The organism is Zobellella aerophila, from assembly GCF_039539325.1.
GTDB classification, from domain to species: Bacteria; Pseudomonadota; Gammaproteobacteria; order Enterobacterales; family Aeromonadaceae; genus Oceanimonas; species Oceanimonas aerophila.
Genome location: NZ_BAABCX010000001.1, coordinates 429,054 through 442,097, shown reverse-complemented (window position 1 = coordinate 442,097; position 13,044 = coordinate 429,054). Strand labels below are relative to the sequence as shown.

The 13,044-nt window shown below is 56.1% G+C and carries 15 protein-coding genes and 1 tRNA gene; 4 read left to right on the top strand and 12 right to left on the bottom strand.

Features of this window, described 5'->3' with window-relative positions:
* Positions 1-46 precede the first annotated feature (46 nt).
* Positions 47-847 carry a 3'(2'),5'-bisphosphate nucleotidase CysQ gene (gene cysQ / locus ABD806_RS02115; protein WP_344954231.1) on the top strand — a complete coding sequence of 267 codons (801 nt, stop codon included), beginning with the start codon at positions 47-49 and terminating at the stop codon, positions 845-847.
* Between the two features lie 54 nt (positions 848-901).
* Here cysQ and ABD806_RS02110 read toward each other — a convergent pair whose 3' ends face one another.
* Positions 902-1,762 (bottom strand): universal stress protein, encoded by an 861-nt coding sequence (locus ABD806_RS02110; RefSeq protein ID WP_344954229.1) that lies wholly within the window; start codon positions 1,760-1,762, stop codon positions 902-904.
* A gap of 219 nt (positions 1,763-1,981) precedes the next feature.
* On the opposite strand from ABD806_RS02110, the gene ABD806_RS02105 reads away from it, so the two are divergent.
* Positions 1,982-2,407: a YbjN domain-containing protein gene (locus ABD806_RS02105; protein WP_425583082.1), complete on the top strand. Its 426-nt coding sequence runs from the start codon at positions 1,982-1,984 to the stop codon at positions 2,405-2,407.
* Between the two features lie 155 nt (positions 2,408-2,562).
* A tRNA-Ser gene (locus tag ABD806_RS02100) sits at positions 2,563-2,650 on the top strand.
* Between the two features lie 137 nt (positions 2,651-2,787).
* Here the strand turns inward: ABD806_RS02100 and ABD806_RS02095 are convergent.
* The 5 genes from ABD806_RS02095 to prmB all read right to left on the bottom strand — a co-directional run bounded on the left by ABD806_RS02095 (position 2,788) and on the right by prmB (position 6,978).
* On the bottom strand, positions 2,788-3,081 hold the full coding sequence (locus ABD806_RS02095; RefSeq protein WP_344954225.1) for a YfcL family protein: 294 nt from the start codon (positions 3,079-3,081) through the stop codon (positions 2,788-2,790).
* Positions 3,082-4,206: an ATP-NAD kinase family protein gene (locus tag ABD806_RS02090; RefSeq protein ID WP_344954223.1), complete on the bottom strand. Its 1,125-nt coding sequence runs from the start codon at positions 4,204-4,206 to the stop codon at positions 3,082-3,084.
* Between the two features lie 8 nt (positions 4,207-4,214).
* On the bottom strand, positions 4,215-4,745 hold the full coding sequence (locus ABD806_RS02085) for an elongation factor P hydroxylase (protein WP_344954221.1): 531 nt from the start codon (positions 4,743-4,745) through the stop codon (positions 4,215-4,217).
* Between the two features lie 204 nt (positions 4,746-4,949).
* Positions 4,950-6,035: a chorismate synthase gene (aroC, locus tag ABD806_RS02080; RefSeq protein ID WP_344954219.1), complete on the bottom strand. Its 1,086-nt coding sequence runs from the start codon at positions 6,033-6,035 to the stop codon at positions 4,950-4,952.
* A gap of 16 nt (positions 6,036-6,051) precedes the next feature.
* Positions 6,052-6,978, bottom strand: coding sequence for a 50S ribosomal protein L3 N(5)-glutamine methyltransferase (prmB, locus tag ABD806_RS02075; RefSeq protein ID WP_344954217.1), 927 nt, complete (start codon positions 6,976-6,978; stop codon positions 6,052-6,054).
* 54 nt (positions 6,979-7,032) lie between these two features.
* Here prmB and smrB point away from each other — a divergent pair, with 54 nt between their 5' ends.
* The gene (gene smrB, locus ABD806_RS02070) at positions 7,033-7,557 is read left to right on the top strand and encodes an endonuclease SmrB (RefSeq protein ID WP_344954215.1); all 525 of its coding nucleotides are present in this window, start codon (positions 7,033-7,035) and stop codon (positions 7,555-7,557) included.
* A gap of 138 nt (positions 7,558-7,695) precedes the next feature.
* Here the strand turns inward: smrB and ABD806_RS02065 are convergent, their stop codons facing one another.
* From ABD806_RS02065 to fadI, 6 genes are all read right to left on the bottom strand, one after another.
* On the bottom strand, positions 7,696-7,911 hold the full coding sequence (locus tag ABD806_RS02065) for a DUF1107 domain-containing protein (RefSeq protein ID WP_344954213.1): 216 nt from the start codon (positions 7,909-7,911) through the stop codon (positions 7,696-7,698).
* 35 nt (positions 7,912-7,946) lie between these two features.
* Entirely contained in the window at positions 7,947-8,459 is a 513-nt protein-coding gene (gene sixA / locus ABD806_RS02060) for a phosphohistidine phosphatase SixA (protein WP_344954211.1), read from the bottom strand.
* Positions 8,460-8,865: 406 nt separating this feature from the next.
* Positions 8,866-9,039: a TIGR02808 family protein gene (locus ABD806_RS02055; protein WP_344954209.1), complete on the bottom strand. Its 174-nt coding sequence runs from the start codon at positions 9,037-9,039 to the stop codon at positions 8,866-8,868.
* A 75-nt stretch (positions 9,040-9,114) separates the two neighbouring features.
* Positions 9,115-9,315 (bottom strand): hypothetical protein, encoded by a 201-nt coding sequence (locus tag ABD806_RS02050; protein ID WP_344954207.1) that lies wholly within the window; start codon positions 9,313-9,315, stop codon positions 9,115-9,117.
* A gap of 112 nt (positions 9,316-9,427) precedes the next feature.
* A complete protein-coding gene (gene fadJ, locus ABD806_RS02045) occupies positions 9,428-11,563 on the bottom strand; it encodes a fatty acid oxidation complex subunit alpha FadJ (protein ID WP_344954205.1) in 2,136 nt (711 codons plus the stop codon).
* On the bottom strand, positions 11,560-12,873 hold the full coding sequence (fadI, locus tag ABD806_RS02040) for an acetyl-CoA C-acyltransferase FadI (protein ID WP_344954203.1): 1,314 nt from the start codon (positions 12,871-12,873) through the stop codon (positions 11,560-11,562). The genes fadJ and fadI overlap by 4 nt, the downstream gene beginning before the upstream one ends.
* Positions 12,874-13,044: the final 171 nt, after the last annotated feature.

Below are 13,044 nucleotides of genomic sequence, written 5' to 3'. Positions count from 1 at the left end.
CGCGGCGAGGTCACCGCTCCCCTTTTACCTCATTCTGGAATGAACCATGACTTACCTGACCCATGATCTGCTGGACCGTATCGAGGCCACCGCCCGGGAAGCGGGTGCCGCCATCATGGCCATTTATGGCCGTGAATTCTCAATAGCAGAAAAAGCCGATAACTCCCCGCTGACCGAGGCCGATGCCGCCGCCCACAACCTGATTGCAGAACGCCTGTCTACCCTGCCCTTACAGCTGCCCCTGTTGTCGGAAGAAGACACCCGGAACTTTTCCGGCGCCGATGACGAGGGCCGCTACTGGCTGGTTGACCCCCTCGACGGCACCAAGGAGTTTATCAAGCGCAACGGCGAATTCACCGTCAACATCGCGCTGATCGAGCAAGGCAAGCCGGTACTGGGCGTGGTCTATGCCCCGGCGCTGGACGTGGCTTATGTGGCCGCCAGCGGGCTTGGTGCCTTTAAGATAGACAGCGAGGGCCAACGCCAGGCAATTCGGGTGGCCGAGCATGCGCAGGGTACCGTCTGGCGCATCGTCGGCAGCCGCTCCCATGCGGGCGATTCATTGCAGCAATTGCTGGATAAACTGGGGCCCCATGAGCTGGTGGCCATGGGCAGCTCGCTTAAACTGTGCCTGGTGGCGGAAGGCGCGGCCGATGCCTATCCCCGTCTCGGGCCCACCTCATTATGGGACACCGCCGCCGCCCATTGTGTAGTAGCACAGGCCGGCGGCGCCGTGGTGCAACTCGATGGCCAGCCCCTCAGCTATGCCGATACCCGGCAGGTGCTGAATCCCTTCTTCCTGGTGCTGGGTAAAAACGAGCTGGACTGGCCCAAACTGTTTGCCTGAACCCCATTGTCGGGCCTTGGCCCGACAAAAATACTATATGCAACAGCAGGCGGCCTATTTAGCCACCAACACATCACAGGGCGGCGCGCTTAAGAAATTCATGGCGACGCTGCCCATCATCAAACGGTTTATCCCCTGCCGACCATGGGTACCCAGCACCAACAGTTGTGACCGATGTTTGTCCACCGCATGGGCAATACAGGCTTGGGTTTCGCCGGTCAACACCTGGGTGTTGATGCGGCTTTGAACATCACTGGCCAGGAAGTGGAGCATTTCTTCGGCTATTTCCTGCTTGATACGCGTATTCTGCAGCGCCACCAACTCTTCCATATCTTGCTGTCGGTAATGAATGAGTCCCATAAAAGGAGGCTCAAACACATGTATCAATCGTATTTGTGTTTGTGGTGCCACCCATAAGGCAGACTTGAGGGCATAGTGGGAGCTACGAGAAAAGTCGGTAGCCGCCACTACTCTCTGGTAAGCCCCCGTTACCTCACCCGTTACCAACAATAAGGGTATATGGCTATATCTCAGCAGTTTCTCTGCTGTCGTACCCGCAAACAAGTCCTGCAGCGGATCCTTATGATGCTTGCCAACGATGATTAAATCGGCTGCAATGTCTCTGGCCTTGGTGATCATCGCCTTGGCCGGTTTACCCAAGATAACATCGCAATGGCTGCGCTGTGTTAGCTTCTCAGGTAAGGAATCAACAAAACCCTGCAGGGCCCGTCTGCCCGCTTCCTCCAAGCGGTGGCGCATAGGAGCCTCGACCAGCGACTCATAAAGGGTGAAGGCCTCATCAACCACATGGACCAAATGCAAGTCGGCATCCAGCACGCGAGCCAGTTCGCTGGCCCGCCGGATAACCACCATTGAGTCTGGCTCTAAGTCGATGGCGGCGAGCAGAGTAGTCATAACCTTCCCCTTAGTCAAAACGGACCCATTACGAGCAGATTACCCTGAACTCTCTGCTCTGCTAAGCATTCCCACTTTTGTCGACAAAAGCAAATTAAGCCTTCTCTTTACAGGGATTATCCGGCTCTCCTGGCTATTATTTTGTTCGGGCAGGCCTTTGGTTTACACTAGACCTCTTTTTACATTCCAGGACTTCCCGTGTTAACAGCTGAAGTTGCCATGCGTTGGTTGGTTGCCGGCCATATTAACCATTATGTCTGCGAAAATTGCCACGGCATTCATTTATCCGAGATCCAGGGCCTGGACGGGGTATTGGAAAGCCGATTGTTCGTGGAGCATGAAAACGCCATCATGACCACCGAGGTGGAGATCCGTCCCACCGGCCTGTTGCCGCTGATGGCCGAGCTGGGCAGGCTGAATATGAACTACCCCAGCTTGAAGGTGTTTGTCGATATCATCGACGACAACCTGCCCCGGCTGATCGTGGCCGAATATATTCATACCCAGGCCGGCATTGAACAACATCAGTTCATGTGGATTATGCAGCAGACCATGATGGCAACCCAGCAACTGGTACAAGAGATTACCGAGCTGGGGTTACTGGCGGTGGAAGAACAGCAAAAACCCCGCTCCGCTGTTCACTAAGCACCCAAAGTGGCGGGAGTTAAGGCAGTTGAGTCCCAAAGCGGATAAAAGTCCTTGATTCCCGCACGGCAAGTCGCTAAATTACGCCCCGTTCCCGCGAGAGTGCGAACGAACTGGTGACAGTGACACCCGTTATCAAAAAACACGAAAAATTTGGTGAGGTGTCCGAGTGGCTGAAGGAGCACGCCTGGAAAGTGTGTATACGGCAACGTATCGAGGGTTCGAATCCCTCCTTCACCGCCAGATTATAAAAAGACCTGCTTAACAGCAGGTTTTTTTATGCCTGCAAATTGTCAGTTCATCAATACTGAGTCTCACTATATTGTAGCGGTAAAAAAATACCACTCTTCGAGTGGTATTTTCGCCGATTGCCGAAATAATTACTGTTCCGTCAGCTGCTTGTCTACCTTATCCACCAGTTGCTGCCAGAAACCGAGGACCAGTTTTTGATCCTTATCATTCAGTTCACCGCTGAGGATGGCCTGGTTGAGGCTGGTTTTAACCCGGGCCTTTACATCCTTGATATGGTTGCGGCCGGCAATCTCGCTCTGAGCCACCGCCAGCGTGATATGGCCACGTAAATAACCACCGGCAAACAGCTGATCTTCGCTACAATGGGCGACGTTGCCGTCGATTTCAGCCAGCAGCAGGCGTTCAAATTCAAAAATATTCATTTATTCTGCCTCATATTCCGGGTTTGCCACCCGAACCAGAACTTCATCACGATAGCCAGTGATCACCCGGATAAGACCGCATAACTGCCGATCCAGTTCGGGATCATTGGTGTCAACTCGCAGCGGACGACCATGCAAGGAATTCAGCTTGGATTTGGTCGCCAGCAGCCAGATATTGTCGGGCCCCACGGCCCTGATGACCTGGGGACTCAGCTGTTGATTGCCACGACCAAAAATATGGCCCTGGCCACCGATCAAAGTGATCACCAGCTTGCATTTTTTATCCTTGACATACTCATACAAGCCTCTGGCATCCAGATCTGAGGCAATAAGCCGGCCCTGGTGTACCAGGTCCACGCCTAATAAGGTGTTCTCGAGGCCAAGACGCTCCATCACCGCCGCCACCGTGGTTCCCGAGCCCATGATATAGTAGCAGTCATCCTCCATCCGCTCGATCAGCTCGTCGGCGATGTCGGTCAGCACCAGCTCGGCAGACTCCTTGCCCGCGACCTTGACCGCCTGGATATATTCCAGTTCGCCGGGCACCCGCATTTCACCGTAGCGACAGGCACGCACCCGGCCTTCCCGGAAAGCCGCTTCGTCTATGTCCATCACATCGGCCTGGACCAAGCTGACCGGCTCACCCCGTACCAACCTGGCCAGCAACCGGCCGGTACCGGCCGGAGTCACGCCATAGACGCCGGAATGGATCTTCACGCCGGCCGGAATACCCAGCACACACAGGCTTTCCGGAACTTCGACACAGATATCCCGGGCGGTGCCATCCCCTCCGGCGAACAACAACAGATCGACCCCCTCTCGCACCAATAACTGTGCCGCCTGGTGGGTGTCGGCCGCGGTGCTGGGGCAGGCCGGTTGATAAAGGGTTTGATGGGGCAGGTTCAGGGCCCGGCAGACGCTTTCGCCCATATCACCGGCAGCCGTATAGATAAAGAATTGATCCTTAAGCGCCGCCAGCTCAGTCAAAGCCAGCTGGGTTCGTTGCAACGCCCGCGGCTCGGCGCCACGCGCCAGTGCCTCTGCCGCCATGCCGTCGCTGCCCTTGAGGGCAACACTGCCACCCAGTCCAGCCAGCGGGTTTACAATCAGTCCAATACGAAACATGCCCTACCCTATTGATAGTCAAAGTTGTCGGGGGTCAGCACGGGACGACCATAATGTTGCCTGAGTGCCGCCATAAAAGCTTCAGCCCGTGGCGGAAAGCTCTGGTCCAGATAGGCCAGGGCCTGTTCCCGCACCCTGGCCTGAAAGGCAAGTCTGTCCGGCTCGACCGTGCCGTTCAGGTTGTCGCAGCTGACGTTGAAGGGAAAACCACAGCTCAACGACAGCGCCCATTCTATTGCCTGGGGTTTGATCTCGACCGCTTCAAACTGTTGCTGCGCCTGGGCATCCCGGCCGTCGGGATGGTACCAGTAGCCGTAATCCACCTGAGTACGCCGGGCTTCTCCCGCCAGCAGCCAATGGGCGATTTCATGCAGGGCGCTGGCAAAATAACCGTGCGCAAATACTACCCGGTGATGGCCGCCCCGCTCATCGGCGGGCAGATAAATAGGCTCATCATCGCCTAATTCCAGACGGGTATTGTACGTGTCAAAGAAGGTTTGGTGAAACAGGGAAATCAGATCCCGGTAGCAAAATGACATGATAAAAGCGGCTCTCTGTGCGAAGCCGCTATTTTACTTAACAAGCCCGGGCCCACAAGTAGGGGATGCCGCCTTTTGTGGGTCAGCTCGTCGGGCCAAGATTTTTTAGTCGGGCCAAGGCCCGGCCTACGCAATTGTCAGAACAAGTTCTGACCCACAAGGAGGCAGTCGACTTCCAGCTGACATCCGGCCTTCCTGCTGAGCTTACCTCAGCAACGGTGTGGTGGTGCTGACTCCGGCATTTTGCGCCCGATGCCGCATTAAATGATCGAGCAACACGATCGCCAGCATGGCCTCGGCGATGGGCACGGCACGGATGCCGACGCAAGGGTCATGGCGGCCGCGGGTCACCATGTCGGTGGCGTCCCCTTTTACGTCTATGGTCTTGCCTGGCACCATGATGCTGGAGGTCGGCTTGAGGGCTATGCTGGCCACTATGTCCTGGCCGCTGGAAATACCGCCTAAAATACCGCCCGCATGATTGCTGGCGAAACCTTCCGGCATCATTTCATCCCTGTGTTCCGAGCCTTTCTGCTCGACCACATCGAAGCCGTCGCCGATCTCTACCCCCTTGACCGCATTGATGCTCATCAACGCATGGGCGATGTCCGCATCCAGTCGGTCGAATACGGGCTCCCCCAGGCCCACGGGCACACCGCTGGCTACCACCTGGATCTTGGCCCCAATCGAATTACCCTCTTTTTTCAGCTCGCGCATATATTCATCAAGCGCATCCAGCTTACCGGCGTCGGCAAAAAAGAAAGGATTGGTCTCGATAATGTCCCGCTCGAAGGCCTCAGCCTTGATCGGGCCCAACTGAGTCAAGTGACCGTAGATGGACACACCAAACTGGGCCAGCACCTTCTTGGCGATAGCGCCGGCAGCGACCCGCATGGCGGTTTCCCGGGCGGAGGAGCGGCCGCCCCCCCGGTAGTCCCGGATACCGTATTTCTGGTGATAGGTGTAATCCGCGTGACCCGGACGGAACAGGTCCTTGATGGCGGAATAATCCTGGGAGCGCTGATCGGTGTTTTCAATCAACAAGCCGATAGAGGTACCCGTGGTCTTGCCTTCGAATACCCCGCTCAGAATTTTAACCCGGTCCGCTTCACGCCTTTGGGTGGTGAAACGGGAGGTGCCGGGTTTGCGCCGATCCAAGTCCTGCTGCAGATCGTCTTCTGTCAGCTCAACCCCCGGCGGCACGCCATCCACCACGGCGCCCAAGGCCAAACCATGGCTTTCGCCAAAGGTGGAGACACGAAAAAGGGTTCCAATACTGTTCCCTGCCATTGTGGTTTCCTTTTAATTAAACTAAAAACTGATCACGAAAAGGTAGAAGATCGTTACGGTTGATAACAAAGATCCCATGGCCGCCTTTTTCCAGCTCCACCCAGGTCAACGGCAACTCGGGAAAGCAGGACTCCATATGTACCAGGCTGTTACCCACTTCCACCACCAGCAGTCCCTCGTCACTCAGGAAGTCACAGGCCTGGGCCAGCAAACGGCGGGTGAAATCCAGCCCGTCGAAGCCCGAAGCCAGTGCCAGCTCAGGCTCGTGCCGGAATTCCTCGGGCAGATCCCCCATGTCTTCTTCATCCACATAGGGTGGATTGGTCACAATCAGGTCATATTTGTCCCCAGCGGGGAGCGCCGAAAACAAATCCGACTCAATCGGGATCACCTGCTGCTCCAGGCCATGGTTTTGAATATTGATGTCCGCCACATCCAGCGCATCACGGGAAATATCCAGGGCGTCCACTTCGGCCTCGGGGAAGGCGTGGGCCAGGGCGATGGCAATGCAGCCCGAGCCGGTACACAAGTCCATGATACGGGTGGGCTCAATGGTCAGCCAAGGCGCGAAGCGGCTGTCGATAAGCTCGGCGATGGGTGAACGGGGGATCAACACCCGCTCATCAACATAAAACTCGTAACCGGCAAACCAGGCGGTATGGGTGATATAAGGCGTGGGAAGGCGCTGCTCTACCCTTTGTCGCAGGGCATCCAGCAACTGCTTTCGCTCTGACGGTAACAGCCGGGCGTCCCGTATGGTGGGCGGACAATCCAGTGGCAGGTGTAGCAGAGGCAAGATCAGCTGCACCGCATCATCCCAGGCATTATCTGTACCATGACCGTAAAACAGGCCGGCCTGCTGAAAACGACTAGTGGCAAAACGCAGCCAGTCGCCTATGGTATGTAGCTCGGTGAGCGCCTCATCATGAAAAACCGTGTCCAAAACCCCTTCACCTCGATAAAATGGCTGTTTTAAGCAAACGGACCCCATCAAATTATGACTGCATCCATCCCGCCCGAAGATGACGATAAAACGCTCTTTAAGGAGGCGGTGCAGGGTGTCCGTAGAATAAAGCAGGATACCATAAGTCCGCACCGGACGCCGGTCAAGGTGAAAGCTCAGCGGTGGATAGGCAAGAAAGACAAGGCCGAAGCGCATCCGTTTTCCGATGTCTACGAGCCTTACCTGGAGCAGGAAGGGCCCACCCGCTATCGTCAGGCCGACACCTCGTCCTATGAACTGAAAAAATTGCGACGCGGCGACTATGTACCGGATCTGTTTCTGGACTTGCATGGCCTGACCCAGGAGCAGGCCAAGGAGGAGTTGTCGGCCCTGTTACTGGCGGCCCGGCGCCAGCATGTGCGCTGCGTGTCCATCATGCATGGCCATGGCAAGCACATTCTGAAGCAACGCCTGCCCATGTGGCTGGCACAGCATCCTCAGGTACAGGCCTTCCATCAGTCAACGCGGGAATGGGGCGGAGATGCCGCCCTGCTGGTGTTGTTAAAAACCGAGCTGTAAAGCGATACGCTAGCAGGCTCGAGCTCATCCAGATTTAAGGTAATATTCGGATAACGATGAACTTACGGACTAGCTCCAAGGCATGCTTGCACGATATTGCCGCATCCAGCGCGGCAACACCGATTAGCGAACGGCCATCTATGATGCCGCGTCTGCAGGCATGTGCAGCTGACCTATCAACCTATTGATTTCCTGCACGGTAGTACGATGGCGCTCATCTGCATGAGCAGGCATCACCAACATCCCTTTGGCATACCAAAACGCGCCCCGGCCACGAATATATAAACGACCACTGAAAAAGGTTTTTACGTATTTGGCAATTAACAAAGGTTGATACTGTTTAAAAATACGCATGACTCACCTCTGCTTATTCTATTTTTTGCTCTACCCTACCCTAAAGACCTGCATTTCTGGTAATAATGTTCATAATGAGGTCGGATATTATGCGGTCCTTCCAACCAGTTAAAATCGGCACCCTGTCCCGCGTTCAAGGTAATCTTGGCGATACCCGCGGTCACAAAGATGGGAGCCATCAGTGGCGGACACAGGCTTTCAACCAAAAAACCGACCAAAGGCATATGGCTGACCACCAGCAGGTTACCGGCTTCGTTAATTTCAGCATATGCCAACAGCAGGCTGGCTGCTATATCAGGATCCGCATTGGGCGTTAACTCTTCACACCATTCCACCTGAGCCGCCGGTATCTTGTCGGCGATCTGCTGCCAGGTTTGTTTGGCACGTAAATAAGGGCTGACCAATACCCGATCAAATCCTGGTACCTGGGGTACCAACCACTGCGTCATTAAACAGGTCTCGTCCCTGCCTTGCTCAGTCAAGGGCCGTAAGGCATCACTGGATGCTTCTGGTGCCGACTGGCCATGGCGCATGATAAAGATATTCATCTCCACCTCACTTTAAGGCGAACTCCGCCCTCATCGGCGGGCATCATACCTTTGCTCTTCCCTGTGCTCAAGGATCCAGCTCACCCTTTGACTAAGAGGCCGAATGAGCCAAATCCAGGTCTTCTTTTAGCTATAACATAAAGATCGCAACTTCACAGGAAATCCTGTTTTTCTGCGACAGGGAAGCGGGCTGGTAAACGGTGGAACTAGCAACCCCTGGCTCGGCTACAGCCAAAGATTACCCTGAATTTATGACATTTTATTTAAAAAACAGAAAAAAAACTGGCCGAGGAGGCCAGTCAAAAGATGTCATACTAACGAGTGAACAGAAACCGAATCCGAGAACAGCTTGGTGATTATCTGGCTGTTAACGTGACGCCAACGACACCCAGCTTAATCACTTCCCTCATCGGCCTGCTTGATCCGGGTCAACAAACCACCTTGATGTCTGTTTACTGGTATCCAGCCATAACAGTACCAGGCAAGTAAACACGGCGACACCGATAAAGCCAATCAAGAAGATGACCGGCATGGCGGCGTAACCCAATACATTCCAGATTAGCTTTTCCAGGGCACTCATCTTACATCTCCAAACAGATCCTGATGAGGCATAGCTTAACCGCTCAGCCGTACAACCGGCTTGAGCGAGATCAAATCAGGCATGCCATAAGCAATATTTCATGCCCCGGGCACACACCAGAGACCAACGCCGTTTGGCCATAAACAGCGGCAATACCGCAGGTCCGAACAGACACCCCAGCAACGCCCAGCGACGTGGCGGCAGCGCACTTTGCACCGCTGCGACGTAATAACACAAGCCGAAAAAAGGGGCAGTAAAGAGTAACAACAGCATCATCAAATACCCTCCGCAATGGCGCAAGCCTAGCACAGCAGAGGTGGATTTTTAAGCGCCTTCAACGAGAAAATCGTCACAAGGAGCCGGCTCTGCGTCGCTCCCTGGCCCCCCCTCAGTAAAACCCCCGTCCCTCCCGTGCCCGGCGCCGCAGGGGCTCGCAAGGGGCGAAGCGCTCGCCGTATTTACGGCTGTACTCCTGCATTTTATCCACCAGGGCCTGGGCACCCAGCTGCTGCATATAATAGTAGGGCCCGCCCAGGAAAGGCGGGAAACCGATGCCGAAGATGGCGCCGATATCTCCGTCCCTGGCCGAAGCGATCACCCCCTCCTCCAGGGCAAGCACCGCCTCGTTCAACATCGGGAGCACACAACGTTCGGCGATTTCCTGGGCCGGCAGCTTGACCTTGGGTTTAACCCCCAGCAGCCGATAGACGGCTTCATCCACCGACCTGGTCTTATTCTTACCACCAAAACGGTAAAAACCACGACCATTCTTCTTGCCATAACGCTTGTCGTCCAGCAAGGTGGTAAACGCCGCCGGGGCCTGAAACCGCATACCTAGCTCCCGCGCTAACACAGGCGCTATCTTGGCGGCGACGTCTATGCCCACTTCGTCCAGTAGGCTGATGGGACCAATCGGGAAGCCGTAGTCCACCAAGGCACTGTCTATGCCCTCAATGGGCTCACCTTCCAGCAATAAACGGGCCGCCTCATTTAAATAGGGCGCCAGGATCCGATTGACATAAAAACCGGCCTTATCCCCGACCACTATCGGCGTCTTGCCTTGCTCCCGGGCCAGTGCCAATGCCGTCGCTACGGTTTGGGCACTGGTCCCTGCATGGGGAATAATTTCTGCCAACGGCATCTTGTCCACCGGACTGAAATAATGTAACCCGATCACCTGTTCCGGCCGCTGCGCCTTGGCGGCAATCTGATGGATCGGTAAAGAAGAGGTGTTGGAGGCAAAAATCGTGTGTACAGGGCAATGGGTCTCGATATCCGCCACCATCTGCTGCTTCACCGGCAGCTCCTCAAATACCGCCTCGACCACCATATCAACCTTATCAAACCCCTTATAGTCGATACCGCCGGTCAAACGGCCCAGCTGCACCTGCATCTGGAATTGGCTCAGTCTCTTTTCCCGCACCCTGGGCATCAGCAAGCCATAGCAGGTCGCCATGGCCTGATTGATGCCTTTGTGGTCGATATCCTTGATGCGCACCGGCAATCCGGCCCTGGTGGCAGTTACGAAGGCGATGCCGCCGCCCATCAGACCTCCCCCCAACACACCGATACGCTGTAGGGGCAAAGGATCAGCGCCGGCGAAGCTGCGTTCTTTTTTCATCTCTGTGGTGGCGAAGAACAGATGCCGCAACGCCGCCGACTGGGAGCTCATCACCAACTCGCCAAAGGCGGCGGCCTCGGCGCCCAGGCCAGATGCCATGCCTTGCTCCAGCCCGATGCGCACCACCTCCAGCAGTTTTTCCGGCGCCGGATAACGACCCCGGGTTTTGTCCCGCAGGCGACTCAGCGCCTTGTCAAACACCAGCTTGCGGCCGAGGGGATTGGCTTCCAGTAACAGGCTTTTAAGCCCGGTTTGGCGCTTATGCTCCGGCTTTCCTTGACGTGCCAACCGGATGGCGGTATCGATCAGGATAGTTTCCGGCACCATGTCATCCACCAGACCGGCCTTGTATGCGGCTCGGGCACGCAGCGGTTTGCCGGTGAGCATCATCTCCAGTGCCCGGGTCAAGCCGACCAGTCGGGGCAAACGCTGGGTACCACCGGAACCGGGGAGCAACCCCAGCTGTACTTCCGGCAGACCCAGGCGAGTGCTGTCAGCGTCGGAACATACCCGCCCATGACAGGCCAGGGCCAGCTCTAGCCCACCTCCCAGGCAAGGGCCATGAATGGCGGCGATCAGGGGAATGTCCAACGCCTCCAGCTCGGCAAAGATCTGCTGTCCCGCCTTGGCCAAGGCGGCCGCCTCGGCGGCCGTGGTGCAGGCGGTCAGCATATTGATATCGGCCCCGGCCACAAAAGAGTCGGGCTTGCCGGAGCACAGCACCAAGCCGTTGAGCTGATCATCCGCCTTTATTTCCATCAGCAACGCTCTGAACTCCTCGGCAAAGCTGGTACGCAGGGTATTCATGCGCTCCCCGGGCACATCCATGGTAATAATGCCAATGCCGTCATCTTTACTCAGGGTGAAGGCGCTCACCTTGCTGGTCTGGACCTGTTCGTTCATTCGGCTGCCTCCAATACCATAGCCGCGCCCAGGCCACCGGCGGCACAGGCGGTAGTTAATGCCAGCCCGCCTCCCCGGCGGTTCAACTCTCTCAGGGTCTGGGTGATCATGCGTGCACCGGTGGCGGCAAAGGGATGGCCATAAGCCAGGGAGCCCCCCAACACATTGAACTTACTCATATCGACCTCACCGATGGCCTGGCTGCGATTCAGCTGCTGACCGGCAAACTGCCGGCTTGCGAACATCTTCAGGTTGGCCAGGGTCTGGGCGGCAAACGCCTCATGCATATCGATCAGATCCATATCGCTTAACCGACAGCCGGCCCGCTCCAGGGCCAACGGCGTCGCATAGGATGGGCCCAGCAGCATGTCCTGCCACACGTCGATGGCGCTGTAGGCATAGCTGCGCAGATAACCCAACGGCCTGAGGCCCAGCGCTTTGGCTCGGCTTTCGGTCATCATCAGTATTGCGGCGGCACCGTCGGTCAAGGGCGTACTGTTGGCGGCGGTGACGGTGCCGTGCCGTTTGTCAAAAGCAGGTTTCACTTTGGCATAGTCCGCCAGGCTAGACTCGGTGCGGATATTGTTATCCCGTAACAAGGGTGTCTGAAAAGGGGGCACATAGGCGGCCATCACTTCATCGGCAAGCCGCCCTTGCTGCCAGGCGGTGTCGGCCAACTGGTGGGACCGATGGGCCAGCTCATCCTGCTCCTTGCGGCTGATACCATGGCGCTTGGCCATCTGCTCGGCGGTTTGTCCCATCGAGAGGCCGGTAGAATATTCGGCTACCGCCGGTGGCACTGGGGCCAGATCCTTCAACCCTAAGCGACGTAATATCTTGAGCTTGGCACTCAATGTCCTGGCCTTGCTGAGATCCAACAGGGCCTCGGCCAAGGCCCTGGAAACACCTATCGGCAACACCGATGATGAATCGGCACCGCCTGCCAGACCTGTGTTGATCTGGCCGGCCATCATGGCTTCGGCAATATTGGAGACGGCTTGAAAGCTGGTGGCACAGGCCCGTGAGACACTGTAGGCATCGGTTGTTACCGATAATTCCGTGCCCAGCACGATTTCCCGGGCAATATTGGGTGCCTTGGGCATCTGAACCACCTGGCCAAACACCAATTGCTCTATTTCAGTTGACGGGATGGGCATACGGGCCAACATTTCCGCCACCACCAGTATTCCTAGATCCAGCGCCGGAATGCCGCGATAGGCGGTAGACTGTCGGGCAAAAGGGGTCCTCAACCCATCAACAATGGCGATCCGGTCGCCCCTAGGGGTAATTAACTTGCTAGCCAGCATCATGTTCGCTCCTTGCTCTAAAGAGGTCTGACCTCTATGGGATTTTAGCAACCCTACAACAGGTTTAAAACAGTTGATTGAAAATATCCTGATTTAGGAAAAAGCTTAACAATTAAGCTGGAGTGGTCCCTATTCGCACATTAGACTAGGAAAAGCCGCCCCTACTCTACGGTG